This is a genomic window from Aquimarina sp. AD1 (assembly GCF_003443695.1).
GTDB lineage: Bacteria > Bacteroidota > Bacteroidia > Flavobacteriales > Flavobacteriaceae > Aquimarina > Aquimarina latercula.
The window spans coordinates 2,737,373-2,755,027 of record NZ_CP031966.1 but is presented as its reverse complement, the minus strand read 5'-3'; the positions used below and the strand labels follow the sequence as shown (position 1 = coordinate 2,755,027).

Here is a 17,655-nt window from a genome sequence, read left to right as displayed (position 1 = left end):
TAAGCGAAATGAAGTTATGAAAAAGTCTGAAATTATATTAGTTATACTATTTATAGCTTTTCTTTTTTTTATCGATCCTCTATATGCAGGACCAGGAGGGGCTATAGCTAAAGGTCTATTTAAAACTTGGTGGGGTAAAATTTTACTATTAGTTGTTACTATTGTTTTATTACCATTTATTATTTACATAAAGTCGGTTGAGTTTTTTAAGGTAAAAAAAACAAAGAAACAGTTAATGCATATTGGCTTAAAGAATAGAGATTTTTCTTGGTTAAATTTAGAAAAGAATTTTTCAAATATAATTACTCGTGTTTATGATGCTTGGGGAGATGAAGATATGAGTAAAGTTAAAGAACACGTAAATCATTGGTATTGGCAAAATCAACAATCTACCCATCTAGATAAATGGAAATCTAATAATTTACAAAATATTTGTAATCTTCAGAAGATTCATAAGATAAGGCCGTTGTATTTGGAATTAACAAATGATAATGATTTGGAAGGTTCAAAAATTGTGATTAGTATATCCGGGACAATTGAAGACTATCTAATAAATAGGGATACTCAAAAAATTATAGAAGGAAATAGAGGGTATCAAAATGAAAGCCATATCTGGGTTATGGAATATACCGATGGTAAATGGTTACTTGATGATATTAAAGACAGCGATTTAAGTTTAGCGTTTGCTAAGATGGAAAATATGATTCCAGAAAATGTTTTAATGGCAAAATAGAAATACATCTTAAAATTATAACACTAGCAGTAAGAACTGTTTACAATCCCTTTAACTGCGCATCACGCACTTTTTTAAATAAGTTAGAGGAATAAACAAACTCCGTAACGGCTTCATTATCAGTTTTGAAAATTTGTGTTTTATCTCCTTCCCATTCTAGGTTACCAAATTTTAAGAAAACGATTTTTTCACCAATTTCCATAACAGAATTCATATCATGGGTATTGATGATGGTGGTAATATCATATTCTTCAGTAATTTCTTTAATCAAATTATCAATTACGATTGCCGTTCTTGGATCTAATCCAGAGTTAGGTTCATCACAAAAAAGATATTTAGGCCTAGTTACAATTGCTCTTGCTATGGCCACACGTTTTTGCATTCCACCACTTATTTCTGAAGGAAGCTTGTTGTTAGAATTCTCTAGATTAACGCGAGCTAATACTTCATTTACTCGTACCAGCATTTCTTCTTTTTTCTGTTTTGTAAACATCATTAGAGGAAACATTACATTTTCTTCTACAGTCATAGAATCAAATAATGCACTTCCCTGAAATACCATACCCATTTGTTCTCTTAGATCCCTTTGTTGTTCAGTAGAAAGGTCAGAGTAGGTAGCTCCATCATAACAAATAGAGCCTTCCTCTGGAGTAAATAAACCTAACATGCATTTAAGAAAAACAGTTTTACCACTACCACTGGTTCCAATGATTAAATTTGTTTTTCCTCGTTCGAATGTAGTAGTTATTCCCTTAAGAATCTGCTCGCCATTAAAACCTTTATGGATGTCTTTTACTTCGATCATTAGCTTAACAATAATTGAGTTAATATATAATTAGAAGTTACAATAACCACTGTTGTCCAAACAAAGGCAGAAGTACTCGCTTTACCAACTCCTAACGCACCACCTTTCATATAGTATCCATGAAAAGAAGGAATTGTTGCCAATAGAAAGGCAAAAATGAACGTTTTGATAAAAGCATATGTTAAGTGATATGGTATAAATTCTTCTCGCAAGCCTGTTAAAAACTCCGAACCTGAAACAAATCCTCCATAAACCCCAGCAATATAAGCTCCAAATACACCTACGAACATTGCAATCGCTATTACAAATGGATACATTAACATCGCGATGATTTTAGGAAATACAAGATAATTTAATGAATTTATTCCCATTACTTCCAAGGCATCAATTTGTTCAGTAACTCTCATCGTTCCGATACTAGATGTGATAAAGGATCCTACTTTTCCAGCCATAATAACAGAAAGGAAAGTGGGAGCAAATTCGAGAATCATAGATTGTCTAGAGGCAAACCCAATTAATTGTTTAGGAATTAATGGATTTGTTAGGTTTAAAGCTGTTTGAATCGCGATTACAGCTCCAATAAAGAAAGCAAGAAATACGGTAATTCCTAAAGAACCAATAATAAGATCATCTATTTCTTTAAATATTAGACTTCTAAGCACAGAGCCTTTAGTCATTCGACTAAAAACTTTTTTCAGCATTAAAAAATAGCGACCAATATCGTCGAGATAAAACATATGTTCTACATTAGAAGGGCTAAAATAGAAAAAAAAATAGGGACAGCATTTAACCTTCTATTAAAGTTTTACATTTGCATAAAAGGTATTTTAGCCTTTTAAAATGTAAACAGATAATGATAAAGAAGATATTTTTAGCAATTATTTTAATAATAACAGTTACTCAGTGTGCAACCAAAGATTCATCATCAATAAAGATAAACTCTGAAGAAACAATTTCTGTCCGACCAAAATTAGTTGTAGGGATAGTAGTAGATCAGATGCGGTATGATTATTTAACTAGATTTTATGATCGTTTTGGTCAAGGAGGGTTTAAAAGAATGATTAATGAAGGTTTTAATTGTAAAAACAATCATTTTAATTATATACCAACATATACAGGACCAGGACACGCTTCGGTATTTACAGGGACAACACCTCAAAATCATGGAATTATTTCTAATAATTGGTATGATAAATTTGGGAAAGATATGGTGTATTGTGCTAGTGATTCTTTAGTACGTGCTGTTGGTTCTGATAGTGAATTAGAAAGAATGTCTCCTCGACGTATGAAAACAACAACTTTTGCCGATCAAAACAGATTGCATACGCAATTAAAAGGAAAGAGTATTGGTATTGCAATAAAGGATAGGGGAGCAATATTACCAGCTGGCCATGCAGCTAATGGAGCTTATTGGTTTAGAGGAAAAGATGAAGGTAATTGGATTACTAGTACGTATTATAGAAATGAATTACCGGATTGGGTGCAAAAATTTAATGAATCTGATAAAGCAGCTTCTTATTTTAAAGAGTGGAATACTTTATATGATATTACTACTTATGGAGAGAGTGGCGCTGATGAGAACAATTTCGAGCGTGGTTTTAAAGGAAAAGAAAAGGCGACTTTTCCTTATGATTTAGCTGCATTAAAAGATCAAAATGCAGGGTATGATATTATTAAGGGATCTGCATATGGAAATAGTTTAACTGCCGATTTTGCAATAGCTTCCATAGATGGGGAGTCATTAGGAGCGGATGATATTACAGATGTTCTTACTGTGAGTTTTTCTAGTACGGATTATGTTGGTCATAATTTCGGAGTTAATTCTAAAGAAATAGAGGATACGTATTTAAGGCTAGATAAGGATCTTGAGCGCTTTTTTGGAGTATTAGATACTAAGGTTGGGAAAGGTAATTATACAGTTTTTTTAACTGCGGATCATGGAGCTGTTCAAGTGCCGTCGTATCTGAAAAAAGTAAAAATACCTTCAGGTTATTTTGATATGGTAGAACTCACCGTGAGTGTAATGGATTTTGCAAAACGAACCTTTAAAGTTAACGGACTAATCGAAAAAGTAGCTAATGATCAGGTGTTTTTTGCGTATGACGTATTGGAAAAAAATAAGATAAACCCACAAGAATTACAGAAAGCTATAGCACATCATATATTACAATATGATCAAATAGATAAGGTTTTTACTAGAGAACAATTACAAATGGGAACCTTTACAGAAGGAATTGGTGCACTTATTCAAAAAGGATATAACCAAAAAAGAAGTGGTGATTTGGTATATGTATTAGATCCTGCCACTATAGCATATTCTCGTACTGGATCTACCCACGGTAGTGGTTTAAATTATGACACACATGCTCCGTTATTATTTATGGGTAAAGGAATTAAACAAGGTAGCACCACTACTAAGACAACAATTCCAGATATTGCTCCAACTATTTCGGCATTATTAGGAATTACATTTCCTAATGGAGCTACTGGTGATGTGTTGTCTTTTGTTTTAGAGTAATCATTTATCTGATAATTTTTGATATATGGATTGTGCGCTAAGTATAGCCCCTTCCATATATCCTCCATGCATAGGGGATGTTTCTGTACCTCCTATAAAAAACTTGTCGTCGAAGTATCCTTGTTGATATATTTTATGACCATTATTTTGATGAGGGAATATAAAATCATTAGAAGGTAAAGAAGTAAAGGGTTCTCGTTTCCAGACTAATTCCTCATAGGATAAATATTCTAATGCGTCCTCTCCAAATAATTTATGGAGTTGATGAATTACTTTTGATTTTCTTTCATCCTTAGTATATGCGGCCATACCATTTTGTAAAAAACCTTTAAGGGAAAAATGAGTGTTTTCCGCATTAGAGTGATCGTATAATTCAGTTAAAGGACCGACATTGCTAAAAACGGTTCCTGAGTAATTATTATTTTTCCAAAAAGGAGTTTCATAGGATACACCAAATTTAATAGAATCTCCCATCCATGTATGGGTTTTGTTGGCGATTTCAATAACTTTATTTGATAGAGAAGGATAGAATTGTATAGAGTTTACTAAAAGTGAAGGGGGAATAGTAGAAACAACTTTATTCGTATAATATATATTGTTGGAAGAAGTAACTTTAAAACTATTGTTTGCGTAATCAATTTGTTCTATTTTTTCGTTTAGAATCAATTCTTTTTCATCCAGAACGTTAGCAAGTTTGTGTATAATAGCGATAGTTCCATGTTGTATTCGATAACTTGGTTGTTGATTTGTTGGTAATTGAATTTGTTGTGGAGGAGCAGTTGATAATGGTTCAAAAAGTGCTATTCCTTGCATATATTGTTCAAAAACAGGAAGCTCTAATTCTCTTAATAATCCTAGCAATTCTTGATGCTGAAAACTTAACCAAGTAGCTCCCATTTCAATAGGGGTTTCTTTCGCAGATTTAAGGGTGTGGATTCTTCCACCAACCCTATTCCTAGCTTCAATAATTTTTACAGATTTTCCATGTTTCTTTAATCTGTAGGCTAGTAGTAAACCGGTTAGACCGGCTCCAATAATAAGTACTTCTGATTTCATATACTTAGTAAATATAAAAAGTAAAACTCCTATATAAAGGAGCTTTACTTTATTAAGTTAAGAAAACTTAATCATTCATTAAATGCGTACCATGCACAACAGCAGCACCTGCTCTAAGTGCAGCAGATACAAATGTAGCCTCTGCTAATTCCTCTTGTGTAGCACCTGCTTTTATAGCATTTTTCTTATGAATTTCTAAACAGTATGGGCATTGAGTTGTCAATGCAACCGCAACAGCCATTAATTCTTTATACTTTACAGGAATAACTCCTTCTTGTAAAGCAATACTATCAAAAGCCTGAAAAGCTTTCATAGCTTCAGAAGCATTTTTACCAAGTGTACCTAATTTTTTTAGGTGATTCATATCATACATATTCAATCTTTTTATGTTAATTTCTTCCTGCGATTACACCTCCATCAGTATCCCAAATAGCTCCCGTTACCCACGATGCTTGATCAGATAATAAAAAAGTAATACTATTAGCTACATCTTGAGCTGTTCCATTTCTTCCTATTGGATGAAAATTATTAAACCCAACAAGTGCTTTTTTTGCTTCGTCAGCACCTCCAAAAACACCATCATATACTGGAGTTTCAACTACAGCAGGTGATACTGCGTTTACTCTAATGCCATGATCTGCCAATTCCATAGCTAAATGTTGTGTTAGCGAATGTAATCCTGCTTTTTGCATAGAATATGCAGAAGAAGGAGTCGCTTTTACGGCTTGTTTAGCCCACATAGAACCAACATTAACAATCGCACCAGTATTGTTTTCTTTCATTTTCTTAGCTGCAGATTGCGTAATAAAAAAGAAACCTCTATTTAGATCTTGATATGAGTCATAATCTTCTAGAGTATGATCAAGAAAAGGTTTTGGACCAAAAATTCCCGATGCGTTTACTAAATAATCTAAACTATCTAAGTTAGCAATTGTATTACGCAGTTGATCTACACTATTTTTATCAGTGATGTCAACTTGATGTTTAATAATGTTTTCGCCATCTTCAATTTTAGATGTATTTCTTCCTACAACATGAACTGTGGCACCTTCATTAATTAAAGATGTTACTGTTGCTTTACCAATTCCGCTGGTTCCTCCGATAACTAAGGCTGTTTTGTTTTTAAACTGTGTCATTATTTTTATGTTTAATTAATTAAAAATAGACAGACAAGTCTGTCTTTGTTAAGATAAATTTTTTTATTCTAGAATCTTTTCGCAAAGAGATAACGAAGCCTCAATGGGCCAAGTATTCTGGTGTAATTTGCTTTCAGAAATTGCTCCTTCATATAATAGGTAAATTTTTCTTGCTAACGTTTTATTTTCGTTGTCAGAATTTTGATTATAATTTTCTATAACTAATTCCTCAATGAAATTTATGAAATCCTGCTTTTGCTGTTGAATCTCTAATCGTACCGTTTCATTTTCTTTAGGCATTTCGGCGTATGTATTTAAACACCAACATCCATTAAAGTCTTTTTGATCAAAGAATAATTTTAGAAAATTAAACAAAGCGTATATCCGTTTTTTACCTTTAGGCACTTTATATACATACTCTCTAATATCTTTAGTAAAAGTGTCATTCTTAAATTGTAGGTAAGCAATACAAATATCTTCTTTAGAAGGAAAATGATTGTATAGTGTTGCTTTTGCTATTCCTGCTTCTTTAATAATTTCATTGATTCCTGTTAGATTATAACCCTTATGATAGAATAGAGTAGAGGCGGTTTGTACGATATGAGCTCTTGTCTTAGAGTGTTTCATATGACAAACATATAAAAAAAATATTCAAAAACAGACAAGTCTGTCTATTTTTGAATATTTTTAACAAAATCTACATTTATTTTACGGGCTTGTAGCCACTATATTGAGCGGGATATTTAGTTGGGTTTTGAGTATTTATAATCTGAATGTTTTTACCAGTGCGTTCTCCAAAGGTTTCGATTCGTCCCGAATTGATCAAGCTAATATCATCTATTGTGCTAATTGCCCATCCTGGATCTTCATATTTTAATGCGCGCCCTCCTTTTCCGGAATTGATAAATAATAAATTGTCAACATTTAGTTTTTGAACACCCCATAATAAAACCACACTTCCTAAATCTTTATTATTTACATCTATAAAAGTAGAGTTTTTTAGTTCTAAGTAAGGTCCAGTAGTACTTTCATCATTCCCCATTCTTAAAAGAGCAATTGCATTCCCCATGACTTTACTAAAATGACAATTATCTATTTTTATATATTCTGCATTGTAACGTCCTCTGTTTTCATTTTCTCCATCGAGACTGATAGCATTTCCAGAAATATTATGAAAGGTTGAGTTTTTGAAAACAATGGTATCAGCGTATGTGTTTTTATAAGCTCTAAAAGCTGTTTTACGACTGGCATCAAAATTTTTAAATTCGCAAGACATAACTTTTAACTTATAATGCGCTATCATTGGTTTCGATGAGGTAGCTATAGCAGATTGTGCAATTCCATTTTCTGAAGCGCCATCAAACTGAACACCTTGAATAGAAAGGCTTCCTCCATTCTCTATAACTACTAACGGCTTTTGTGATTCATTTTGATCATATTTGAAAATGATAGGTTTATCATTTTTCGATGTAGTAAGTGTTAATGTTTTATTTATAATCAAAGGTTTGGTAAAAGTATATGTTCCCGGTTTTAATAAAATGGTATCACCAGAAACTGCACTCTTTATGGTATTAAATAATGCGTCATTTTCATTCCCAGATACTTGTGTTGCATTCGAGTTCTTATTTGTGATCTCAAAATATTTTTGCTGAGGAGTATACCAATTTGGTCCTACGTCACTTTTAATGAAGGGAAGTTTAGGTTGGTAATTTTCATTCTTTAATAAACCATCCTTCGGATCTTTTATAAAGGAAATATTTGTTGTTTCGAATCCATTATGGTTGAATTTTGAGTCGGCAGAGACCACTTGATTTTCAGAAAATGAAAAAGTACTATAATCCGAAATTGCTTCAAAAACCTGTGCTCTTTTGGGATGATAAAATAGGTTCTTAGTAAATCGTATATTCTGAGGAGGATCTGTTCGCTCATTATCTGCTCCAACACCAAACTGAATGTGATCACATTTTAAAAACATGTTTCCAGTAATATCTGTGTTTTCTGCTCTGTGGTATCGGTTAATAAGTGAATTTGGAACTCCGTTCATTACAGGAAGAGCTCCAAAAAAACGTTTCCCTTTTAATTCCTGAAAATGATTATTTTTAATGGTATGTCCCTCATTGATTACCCTAACACCACCAGTTCCTGGTTTGTTGTTTCCGATAAAAAAATTGTTCTCGATTAAGTTTCTATTTCCGTGTCTTAACGCTAGAACTCCAGCAGACTCATAAAAAATATTGTTACGAACGATGTTGTCACTCGATTTTAATGATACAATTTCTACTTCGCCATCACACTGCTCAAAGTAGTTGTTTTCTATTAAAGTTCTTGATGGGCTTAGAGAATATGTAGAAACTCCTACTCTTAATGTTTCTCCACCATTGGATCCAAGGTTTGGTCTATAACCAAAATGGTTATGGTCAATTCTATGATGGTTTTCTAGACTATTTTTGTTATTTAATCTTACGACTAAAGTTACACCTGCATTAAGCTTTCCTCCAAAGTAATTGTGATCTACTCGATTGTTTTTTCCGTGTAAATGAATCCATTCAGATTTATCAAATCTATTACTTGGATTAAAGTGATCAATAGCAATTTCTGTAAGTCTGCAGTTTTTAGCTAGTTTTCCGTCGTCAGTTTTGAAAATAATTAATGCATTTTCTTCAGTAAAACCATTGGTGAAAACAAAACCTTTTATAATTAAGTGTTGACCTCCAATTTTTAGAGAAGTATTACCAGAAAAAATAACTTTCCCTTTTTCTTCAGCTTTTATAGTAATTGGCTTTTCTTCTGTTCCTATAGCATCAATTACCAATTGAGCATCTTGCCAGATTCCATTACCCAGTATAATTTCATCTCCAGGTTTTGCATTGCTAATAGCATCTTGAAATTCTTGAGGATTGTTAACAAGATCGTTGTTATCCGATTGTTTTGTTTTACTTGCTTCTGAGCAAGAACTTACAGTAAATAGCGTAGCTATTAGGTAGCTAAAGAGCCTACTTTTCTTCATTAGTTTCTTTTGAAATATTTGTATTAAACATTTCCCATTAAACTACTAAATCGTCTAATGCTTCAATAGAAGTGAATACCCATAAGTTGTGTGTGGGACCAATTTAGGCCTATTTTTTATAATAACCAAGTATATAGCATCTCATAAAAATAAATTATGGATGAATTGAAAAGATGTAGTTTTTAAGGACAATAACTTTTATAATAATTTGTCGAAAAGTCCCTATTATAAACAGATGTTCTAATACAAGTTAAATTAAGTGCAGATATTTATGATAACTACATGAACAACTATATATAGATTATTCTAGTTTTTTTACGGTTTAGAGAATTTTTGGAGGATTTTTTTCCATCGTAGTTTGCGAATAAAATCACCTTCGACTTTAGAAACTAAATATGGTTGTTTTGATTTTTTAGCTTTAAAAAAACCTATTAAGTAGTCAAGCAATAATTTAGGTTGTTTTTTTAGGATAGCAAGCTTCATAGATGCAATTAATGTGATCATTAAACCGTACCGCATTGTATAGAAAGCTTCTCCTTGCTTGTATTTAGCTTTGGGGTTGTATGTATTCCCTGTTGGTTTCAGGTGTTTTACTTTTAGAGATTGATCTGTTTTGATTTTCCAGTTATGATATTGTGCTAATAACTCATCTATAGTATCCCAACCCATTGCTGGTTTTAATCCCCTAATGTCTTGAAAACAGGATTTTCTATATGCTTTTAGAGCTCCACGAATATGATCCTTATTAGTTAGGTTTTCTAAAATCCAGTTGTTGTCTTTTTGGATATAACAAAAGCCACCAAACATTCCGATTTTTTGATTTTCTTTGAAATTTTTCACTAGAGTTGCTAGATAATTTTTTGGAAAAATAAGGTCTGCATCAAACTTGCAAATCACATCATATTGGTCATCTAACGAAGTATATCCTTTATAGAACGCATTAATAACTTTGCTTCCTGGCATATGATCCTTAGAAGAACTGGTGTTAACTAATGAAATGTATGAGTGTTTGTTTATAAAATCGAGAACTACAGTCTTTGTATTATCGGTAGAATTATCGTTAACTACCACTATTTTTTTTGGAAGAAATGTCTGAGATACTAAAGATTCTAGAGTTTTAGCAATCAATAGTTCTTCATTATGAGCCGGTATGACAATATAAATGTTCAAAAGGGAGGTGATTGATGTAAACTATTTTCTTTCGGCATATACAATATAGTATCTAGGAGTAAAGTATCTAAGTAAAGGTCTAAATCCAATTTTATTAATTGGATGCGTCCATTTTTTTGTTGCTTTTATTTTCCATCCAGCTTTTTCTAATAACCAATCGAATTGCCAATCTTCAAATTCGTGATAATGACGATCCCAAGGGTCAGTCTTGCTTTTATAAGCAGGAGAGAACCAAAGTTTTAATGGAACAGAAGTCACTAATTTTGTTGTTTTGATATCACGTAAAACATTGAATGGTGCAATCAAATGTTCAAAAATCTCGAAGGCTGTAACAACCTCGTCATTACTTAATTTTACAGCATCGGTTTGCAGATCAAGATCTTCTCCAGAAGTATTTGTTACCGTGTAACCTTCCTTTTCCATAAAGTCTACAAATGGGTTATGGACACCAAGATCTAATATGGTTGCTGGAGCAGGGATGTGCTCTCTTAAGAATTCTAATGTTTCTTTATACCTCTTATGAGGAAAAGTTCCTTCGTACATCTGGGAATAATTACTATCTAACTAATAAGTTGTAAAAATAGACAATTACAGAGATTACTATGTGTTCCTATTGTAGAATTTTCTAAAGGCGATTAGAACTGATACAGAAATGCATTGATATTCATACCGGCACCTACACTAGCAAATAATAGAATATCACCAGAATGAAAAGAATGATCGGAGATGTTACCTTTTAGAATCAAATCATATAATGTTGGAATAGTAGCTACACTGCTGTTTCCAAGTTTTTGTATGCTCATAGGCATAATGTTGTCAGGGACTTCTTGATTATGAAGTTCATAAAACCGTTTTATAATAGCCTCATCCATTTTTTCATTAGCCTGATGAATAAGTATTTTCTTTACTGCGGAGATGTTTATATCTGTTTTGTCTAAACATTTCTTCATTGCCATAGGTACGTGAGTCAAAGCAAATTCATAAATCTTACGGCCGTACATTTTAATATACTTGGTTTGATCATTTGTGGTAGTATTGTAGGTATCTCCAAAAAATAAGAAATTGGATTCTTCAAGAGTGTGTGAGGCGCTAATAGAAGATAGTATTCCGCCAGTATTTTCTGTGATTTCTAATATAGTTGCACCAGATCCATCAGAATAAATCATAGAATCTCTATCGTACTCATCAATAACACGGGACAATGTTTCGGCTCCAATAACCAAACATTTTTTTGCCATACCACTTTTCATAAAAGAAACTGCTTGTATTACACCTTCTATCCAACCTGGGCATCCAAATAAAATATCATAGGCTACGCAATATGGGTTTTCTATTTTTAAAAGGTGTTTTACTCTAGCCGCTAAACTGGGAACAGTGTCTGCTTGAGATGAATTTTTATCAACGTCTCCAAAGTTATGAGCAACAATTATATAATCTAAAGTTTCTTTGTCTACATCAGCATCTTCAATTGCCTTTTTTGCCGAAAGAAAAGCAATATCCGAAGTGTTTAATGTTGAGGAAGCGTATCTACGCTCTTCAATACCCGTAATTTTTCGAAATTTATCAATAATAACAGTATTAGAGTTGTTGATTTGTACGCCATCTGAATTAAAGAACTGATGATTTTCAAAATCTTCATTTTGTATGATCTCTGTAGGAATATAGCTTCCTGCACCTGTTATTTTAATACGCATTTTTCTTTTTTTAGCTTGTGTATATAGAAGATAGGTATTAATTGATTATTTATTATGCTTGCATAATAAAATTTACGATGCCTACGGTATTTGAATAGGATATATTATTGTGTTTTTAGCTGAATTACCGTGGCAATTGACAAAGCTCGTGTTTTCATAAGTTCAGCTTTTTCTCCTTTAAAATTGTCGTCTATAATTGTTTTAAATAATGCCAGCCAAGTGTCAAAATGGATTTTCTTCATTGCCTTTCTTAGATGTAAATCTTTATGAATTTGTAGTACATTTTTTTTGTAATTTCCAGTGTAAAACAATTGTTGTTCCCAGAAGCTTGAAATATGAGGCATATGGGTTTCTAGGTTAATTTTTGCTATTTCGGTGAAGAATATACCAATGTTAGAATCTTTCAATACTTTTTCGTAAAAAAACCATAAAATTTGCTCGATATCTTCTCTATTCTGTATATCTCTTAAATTATCCTTGTCCAAAATACCTTGATTTGCTATATAAGTGTAAACACAAAATTAAAAGGTATCTGGACAAGTACGCTGGTTTTGGGTTATAATTTTTGTTTCGAAACAATCAGATCTCTTAATTCTTGTTGTTTTTCTTTTTCTATCATTTTTTGATGTGCATAGGCAAAGATGGCATTCTCTACAATTTCATTTTCTCTTTCTCCAGAAAGAATATAGGATATACTTGTTTTTGAATAAGGTTTTTTTGGGGAGCTATAAATCTTGTTTTGGTTTAGGTAAGCTTGTATTTTTTTTACGTGCTTGCTTCCAATGACCTTTAAGATCGCAATACGTTCTTCAGGTGTAATCATAAATAAGTTGGCTAATGTTATAGGTATAAGTATCTTTGTGAATATAATGTTATCGTTTTGGTATACAATATTATATAAAATATTAAATATACGCAAATAATAGTCAATATTTTGGATAAAAAAGATAAAATTTTAGATAGAGTTATTTTATTTGCAGCTCATTTGGGAATAAGCCTTAGGAGTTTTAGCCTTTCTATAGGAGCAAGTGCGGGCTATTTACATAGATTGCAGTCTGCAAATAGTAATATTGGAGGTGATTTTATTGAAAAGATTATACAATTGTATACAGAAATTAATCCTACTTGGCTTGTTACTGGAGAAGGAAATATGCTAAAAGAAGACCATATCGTTCAAGAATCCGAAGTAACATATGGTAAGAAGGATTATTTTAAACAAGTTTTATTGCAATATTTAGATGATAAGGATATTAGAGATAAACTTATGGAAATTGCTAATAAATGATAATGTAATTATCAATCCGTATATAGCTATTTTTCTTATTTACTAAAAAATTTCTTTTGCTTCCAAGGCAGCTTTAAGATTTACTTTTACTATCCGAATACTGTTCAGAAATTGTTTGTTATCATTTCTTTTGATAGAAATAATCGTTTTTCCTTCCGTAGCTTCTTTATTAGTAATAATTACTCTTAAACCACTTAGTTTTCTATAGTTTGTGGTTCCTCCCTTTTTAATAATAAAATTAGTTTTTGGAAACAAAATATGTTTATATGTTTTTCCTGATGGTTTTCCTAAAGTCAGAATATCCCCAATATTTACGTTATCAGGAGATGTAAAGTTTTGCTCTTGTGCATGTATCGGGAGTACCGATATAAATGCGATAAATAACAGTTTTTTCATGTGTATTGTATTGAGTTAGTTGAGAGAGATGTCTACTATAAATATAGTATTATTTACTTAACATTAAAACATAAATTTTGGTTAAATAATAGTTAATGTATTAAATAATAATAGTAATACTATTACTTTTGAGTAAAATAGTTTTAGTTATGAAATATATACTTCAAGACTTAAAGGTTAATATCAACAATAATATATATTTAAAAGATCCGGAATCTTCTACTTTAGGAAAGAAAATTGTGGAATATAGTATTCTTTTAATAGATGAAATAGGTTTTGATAGCTTTACCTTTAAAAAGTTAGGTATTAAGATAGGATCTAATGAAAGCTCAATATATCGTTATTTTGAGAATAAACATAAGCTGTTATTGTACTTAACTTCATGGTATTGGGGTTGGCTAGAGTATCAATTAGTGTTTACCACTAATAGTATTTCTGATGCTAAAGAAAAATTAACCAAAGCTATCGAAATTGTAACTCGGACTACAAAAGAAGATTCTTCCTTCTCCCACATTAACGAGGTTTTGTTAAACAAGATTGTAATTAATGAATATTCTAAATCATATCTGACTAAGGAGGTTGATAACGAAAATAAAGACGGATATTTTTCTATTTACAAAAGACTAGTGAACAGGATTAAAGATATGATTATACAAGTGGACGAAACATATCAATACCCTACTAGTTTGGCTAGTACTATTACAGAGGGTGCATTGCATCAACATTTCTTAAGAGATCATTTTTCTTCGTTAACGGATTGTGATGAGAAAATTACTCCTACAAAATATTTTATTGATTTAGTATTTAATTCTTTAAATAACCACAAGAATGGCTAAAAATATATTGACCGCTTGGCAGCGTTTGATGGGGCTCTTAAAACTTGATAAAAGAGATATCCTGCAAGTATTCTATTATGCGATTTTCGCTGGATTGGTAAGCTTATCCCTTCCTTTAGGAATACAAGCTATTATAAATTTATTACAAGGAGCGCAGGTTAGTACTTCCTGGATAATCCTAGTAATTTTAGTTACGGCTGGAGTTCTATTTGTAGGGATATTACAGTTTATGCAAATTAGGATTATAGAAAATGTACAACAAAAGATCTTTACTAGAGCATCTTTTGAATTCACATATAGGTTTCCTAAAATCAAGATGAGTGAGTTACGTAATTATTATCCGCCAGAATTAGCAAATAGATTTTTTGATACTTTAACTATACAAAAAGGATTGTCAAAGATATTAGTAGATTTTCCGACAGCTTTGGTGCAAATAATCTTTGGGCTTCTATTACTGTCATTTTATCATCCATTTTTTATTATTTATGGTTTGCTTTTATTGGTTTTAATCTATATCGTATTTAAATATACAGCAACCAAAGGTTTAGAAACTAGTCTTAGTGAGTCTAAAAGTAAGTATAAAGTTGCCCATTGGATCCAGGAAGTTGCGAGGTCAATAGTAAGTTTTAAATTATCAGGAAGAACAAGCTTGGCACTTAATAAGAACGATGCTTTAGTAGCGGATTACTTAGATTCTAGAGAAAGCCATTTTAGAATACTCGTATTGCAATTTATTCAGATGATTGGTTTTAAGGTATTAGTTACTGCTGGCCTTCTATTAATAGGTGGTGTTTTAGTTTTAAATCAGAAGATGAATATAGGACAGTTCGTAGCAGCTGAGATCATTATTTTATTAGTGATTACCTCTGTAGAAAAACTAATTGTAGGTTTAGAATCTTTCTATGATGTATTGACTTCTTTGGAAAAAATAGGTCAGGTAGTTGATAAACAATTAGAACCTCAGGAAGGGGAAAAACCTTTTAAAGAAGATGAGGGGTTTGTGATAGAGTTGGACCAGGTTTCTTATGCCGTTCCGGATAGAGATAAAAGAATTATCGATGATGTTTCTCTTAATATTTCAGAGAGTTGTACCATATTGATACAGGGACCTAATGGTTCTGGTAAATCAACTCTTCTTAGATTAATTGCAGGTTTATTAGAACCCGATACAGGTAGTATATATATCAATAATGTCTCGCTAAAGGGAGTGAATTTAAATTATTATAGAGGGTATATTGGGCAGTCATTGACAGAGGAATCTCCGTTTGAAGGAACTATTTTAGAGAATATCACTTTTGGAGATGAAAGTATTACCAGTGAACAAGTTTATTGGGCTTTAGAAAAAGTAGGATTGCTTCAATTTGTAAAAGAACAACCTAAAGGTTTATTAACGATGTTGTATCCGGAAGGTAAGCAGATACCATATACGATTTCTAAAAAAATAGTATTAGCTAGAGGAATTGTTACAAAACCGAAATTGTTAATTCTAAAGGATCCTTTAGATCAATTTAATGAAACTGAAGCTGCCAGAATTATGGACTTTCTGGTGGAGCCAGAAAATCCTTGGGCGTTAGTTGTAGTTAGTGAAAATGCTAAATGGACATCGCGTTGTGGTAGAATTATTACCGTAGATAATGGTAAAATAATAAGTGAAAAATAGAAAGGTATGCTAAATATTTCAAATAATAAGTTGAATAGAACTGTAGATATTTTAGGGTATAAAGCATCTCAGAAAGTATTTGGTAAAGATCATTATAAGTATTTTAATCGTTTTTTATTAGTATTTACTATTATCCTTTTTATCATTTTATTCTTTCCTTGGACTCAAAACATTTCTGGGACTGGATTTGTTACGACACTAACACCTGATCAACGACCACAAACAATACAATCGCCTATACCTGGAAGAATAGAACAGTGGTATGTACGAGAAGGAGATTTTGTGAAAAAAGGTGATACTATTTTACGTATTTCAGAGGTTAAAAATGAATATTTTGATCCCAATCTTGTCGCTAGAACTGGACAACAGATAAAAGCAAAATCTATGGCTGTTACTTCATATGAAGAAAAAGTAAAAGCGTTAGGTAATCAAGCAGATGCATTGGTTAGAGAACGCTCTTTAAAATTAAAACAGGCAGATAATAAGTTATTACAATCTAACCTAAAGGTAAAAAGTGATAGTATTGATCTAGAAGCGGCAAAGACCAATATAGCTATAGCCGAAAGACAATTTAAGCGAACTGAGCAGCTAGAAAGTGAAGGACTGAAGTCATTAACAGATGTAGAAACTAAACGTTTAAAATTACAAGAGACTCAAGCTAAGTTAATTTCGCAAGAAAACAAGTTACTAGCTAGTAAAAATGATGTTATCAATGCGCAGATAGAAATGAATCGGATCAAAGCAGAATATGCAGAGAAGATATCCAAGTCTCAGAGTGATCGATTTACTGCACAGTCAAGTCAATTTGATGCAGAAGCACAGGTTACCAAATTAGAAAATCAGTATACCAATTATGAAATAAGAAATGGCTTGTATTTTATCACTGCACCGCAAAATGGGTATATCAATAAAGCGATACAATCCGGAATAGGAGAGACATTTAAAGAAGGGGATCGGTTAGTTGGTATTATGCCATCAGAATATGATCTGGCGGTAGAAACATTTGTGAAACCCATTGATTTACCATTAGTGCATATTGGAGAAGAAGTAAGAGTACAATTTGATGGTTGGCCTGCAATTATTTTTAGTGGATGGCCTAATGTATCGTACGGAACATATGGAGGTAAAATAGTTGCAGTAGAAACATTTATTAGCCCTAATGGGAAATACAGAATATTAATTTCACCCGATGAAAAAGATCATCCCTGGCCAGATGGAGTGCGTGTAGGATCAGGAGCCAATACCATTGCATTGTTAGAAGATGTACCAATTTGGTTCGAATTATGGAGACAGTTAAATGGTTTTCCTCCTAATTATTACCAACCCGAGGATAAAATAGCAACTACCAAAAAGAAATAA

The 17,655-nt window shown here is 32.0% G+C and carries 19 protein-coding genes; 6 read left to right on the top strand and 13 right to left on the bottom strand.

Annotated features, from left to right (window positions below; genetic code table 11):
- Nucleotides 1–16 precede the first annotated feature (16 nt).
- Nucleotides 17–733 (top strand): hypothetical protein, encoded by a 717-nt coding sequence (locus D1815_RS12295; RefSeq protein WP_118387269.1) that lies wholly within the window; start codon nt 17–19, stop codon nt 731–733.
- Between the two features lie 40 nt (nt 734–773).
- Here D1815_RS12295 and D1815_RS12290 read toward each other — a convergent pair whose 3' ends face one another.
- Both D1815_RS12290 and D1815_RS12285 read right to left on the bottom strand, forming a co-directional pair.
- On the bottom strand, nt 774–1,538 hold the full coding sequence (locus D1815_RS12290) for an ABC transporter ATP-binding protein (RefSeq protein WP_118387267.1): 765 nt from the start codon (nt 1,536–1,538) through the stop codon (nt 774–776).
- Complete coding sequence (locus D1815_RS12285; RefSeq protein WP_118387265.1) at nt 1,538–2,275, bottom strand: ABC transporter permease; 738 nt, start codon at nt 2,273–2,275, stop codon at nt 1,538–1,540. Before D1815_RS12285 ends, D1815_RS12290 begins: the two co-directional genes overlap by 1 nt.
- A 116-nt stretch (nt 2,276–2,391) precedes the next feature.
- Between D1815_RS12285 and pafA the strand changes: the two genes are divergently transcribed.
- Nucleotides 2,392–4,056, top strand: a complete 1,665-nt coding sequence (gene pafA / locus D1815_RS12280; RefSeq protein ID WP_035084950.1) for an alkaline phosphatase PafA — start codon at nt 2,392–2,394, stop codon at nt 4,054–4,056.
- On the opposite strand, the gene D1815_RS12275 is transcribed toward pafA, so the two are convergent.
- The 10 genes from D1815_RS12275 to D1815_RS12230 all read right to left on the bottom strand — a co-directional run bounded on the left by D1815_RS12275 (nt 4,057) and on the right by D1815_RS12230 (nt 12,942).
- Nucleotides 4,057–5,112: an FAD-dependent oxidoreductase gene (locus D1815_RS12275; protein ID WP_118387263.1), complete on the bottom strand. Its 1,056-nt coding sequence runs from the start codon at nt 5,110–5,112 to the stop codon at nt 4,057–4,059.
- Nucleotides 5,113–5,179: 67 nt separating this feature from the next.
- On the bottom strand, nt 5,180–5,476 hold the full coding sequence (locus tag D1815_RS12270) for a carboxymuconolactone decarboxylase family protein (protein WP_233557478.1): 297 nt from the start codon (nt 5,474–5,476) through the stop codon (nt 5,180–5,182).
- 25 nt (nt 5,477–5,501) lie between these two features.
- Nucleotides 5,502–6,248 carry an SDR family NAD(P)-dependent oxidoreductase gene (locus D1815_RS12265; protein WP_108802899.1) on the bottom strand — a complete coding sequence of 249 codons (747 nt, stop codon included), beginning with the start codon at nt 6,246–6,248 and terminating at the stop codon, nt 5,502–5,504.
- A gap of 63 nt (nt 6,249–6,311) precedes the next feature.
- Nucleotides 6,312–6,875 (bottom strand): TetR/AcrR family transcriptional regulator, encoded by a 564-nt coding sequence (locus D1815_RS12260; RefSeq protein ID WP_118387259.1) that lies wholly within the window; start codon nt 6,873–6,875, stop codon nt 6,312–6,314.
- 76 nt (nt 6,876–6,951) lie between these two features.
- Nucleotides 6,952–9,255: a chondroitinase-B domain-containing protein gene (locus D1815_RS12255; protein WP_118387257.1), complete on the bottom strand. Its 2,304-nt coding sequence runs from the start codon at nt 9,253–9,255 to the stop codon at nt 6,952–6,954.
- A gap of 315 nt (nt 9,256–9,570) precedes the next feature.
- Nucleotides 9,571–10,425: a glycosyltransferase family 2 protein gene (locus D1815_RS12250; RefSeq protein ID WP_118387255.1), complete on the bottom strand. Its 855-nt coding sequence runs from the start codon at nt 10,423–10,425 to the stop codon at nt 9,571–9,573.
- A 21-nt stretch (nt 10,426–10,446) separates the two neighbouring features.
- Nucleotides 10,447–10,968, bottom strand: a complete 522-nt coding sequence (locus D1815_RS12245) for a methyltransferase (RefSeq protein WP_118387253.1) — start codon at nt 10,966–10,968, stop codon at nt 10,447–10,449.
- A gap of 92 nt (nt 10,969–11,060) precedes the next feature.
- Nucleotides 11,061–12,119, bottom strand: coding sequence for a 3-oxoacyl-ACP synthase III family protein (locus D1815_RS12240; protein WP_118387251.1), 1,059 nt, complete (start codon nt 12,117–12,119; stop codon nt 11,061–11,063).
- Nucleotides 12,120–12,223: 104 nt separating this feature from the next.
- Nucleotides 12,224–12,604: a group III truncated hemoglobin gene (locus D1815_RS12235; RefSeq protein WP_035084944.1), complete on the bottom strand. Its 381-nt coding sequence runs from the start codon at nt 12,602–12,604 to the stop codon at nt 12,224–12,226.
- Nucleotides 12,605–12,675: 71 nt separating this feature from the next.
- Nucleotides 12,676–12,942 carry a hypothetical protein gene (locus D1815_RS12230; RefSeq protein ID WP_027392630.1) on the bottom strand — a complete coding sequence of 89 codons (267 nt, stop codon included), beginning with the start codon at nt 12,940–12,942 and terminating at the stop codon, nt 12,676–12,678.
- Between the two features lie 111 nt (nt 12,943–13,053).
- Here D1815_RS12230 and D1815_RS12225 point away from each other — a divergent pair, with 111 nt between their 5' ends.
- Nucleotides 13,054–13,404, top strand: coding sequence for a hypothetical protein (locus D1815_RS12225; RefSeq protein ID WP_051336064.1), 351 nt, complete (start codon nt 13,054–13,056; stop codon nt 13,402–13,404).
- A 42-nt stretch (nt 13,405–13,446) separates the two neighbouring features.
- Here the strand turns inward: D1815_RS12225 and D1815_RS12220 are convergent, their stop codons facing one another.
- On the bottom strand, nt 13,447–13,800 hold the full coding sequence (locus D1815_RS12220) for a hypothetical protein (RefSeq protein WP_118387249.1): 354 nt from the start codon (nt 13,798–13,800) through the stop codon (nt 13,447–13,449).
- 149 nt (nt 13,801–13,949) lie between these two features.
- Here D1815_RS12220 and D1815_RS12215 point away from each other — a divergent pair, with 149 nt between their 5' ends.
- The 3 genes from D1815_RS12215 to D1815_RS12205 are packed head-to-tail and all read left to right on the top strand — an operon-like array spanning nt 13,950 to nt 17,655.
- Entirely contained in the window at nt 13,950–14,636 is a 687-nt protein-coding gene (locus tag D1815_RS12215) for a TetR/AcrR family transcriptional regulator (RefSeq protein ID WP_118387247.1), read from the top strand.
- Nucleotides 14,629–16,296, top strand: a complete 1,668-nt coding sequence (locus tag D1815_RS12210; RefSeq protein WP_027392627.1) for a peptidase domain-containing ABC transporter — start codon at nt 14,629–14,631, stop codon at nt 16,294–16,296. Before D1815_RS12215 ends, D1815_RS12210 begins: the two co-directional genes overlap by 8 nt.
- Nucleotides 16,297–16,302: 6 nt before the next feature.
- A complete protein-coding gene (locus D1815_RS12205; protein ID WP_027392626.1) occupies nt 16,303–17,655 on the top strand; it encodes an HlyD family secretion protein in 1,353 nt (450 codons plus the stop codon).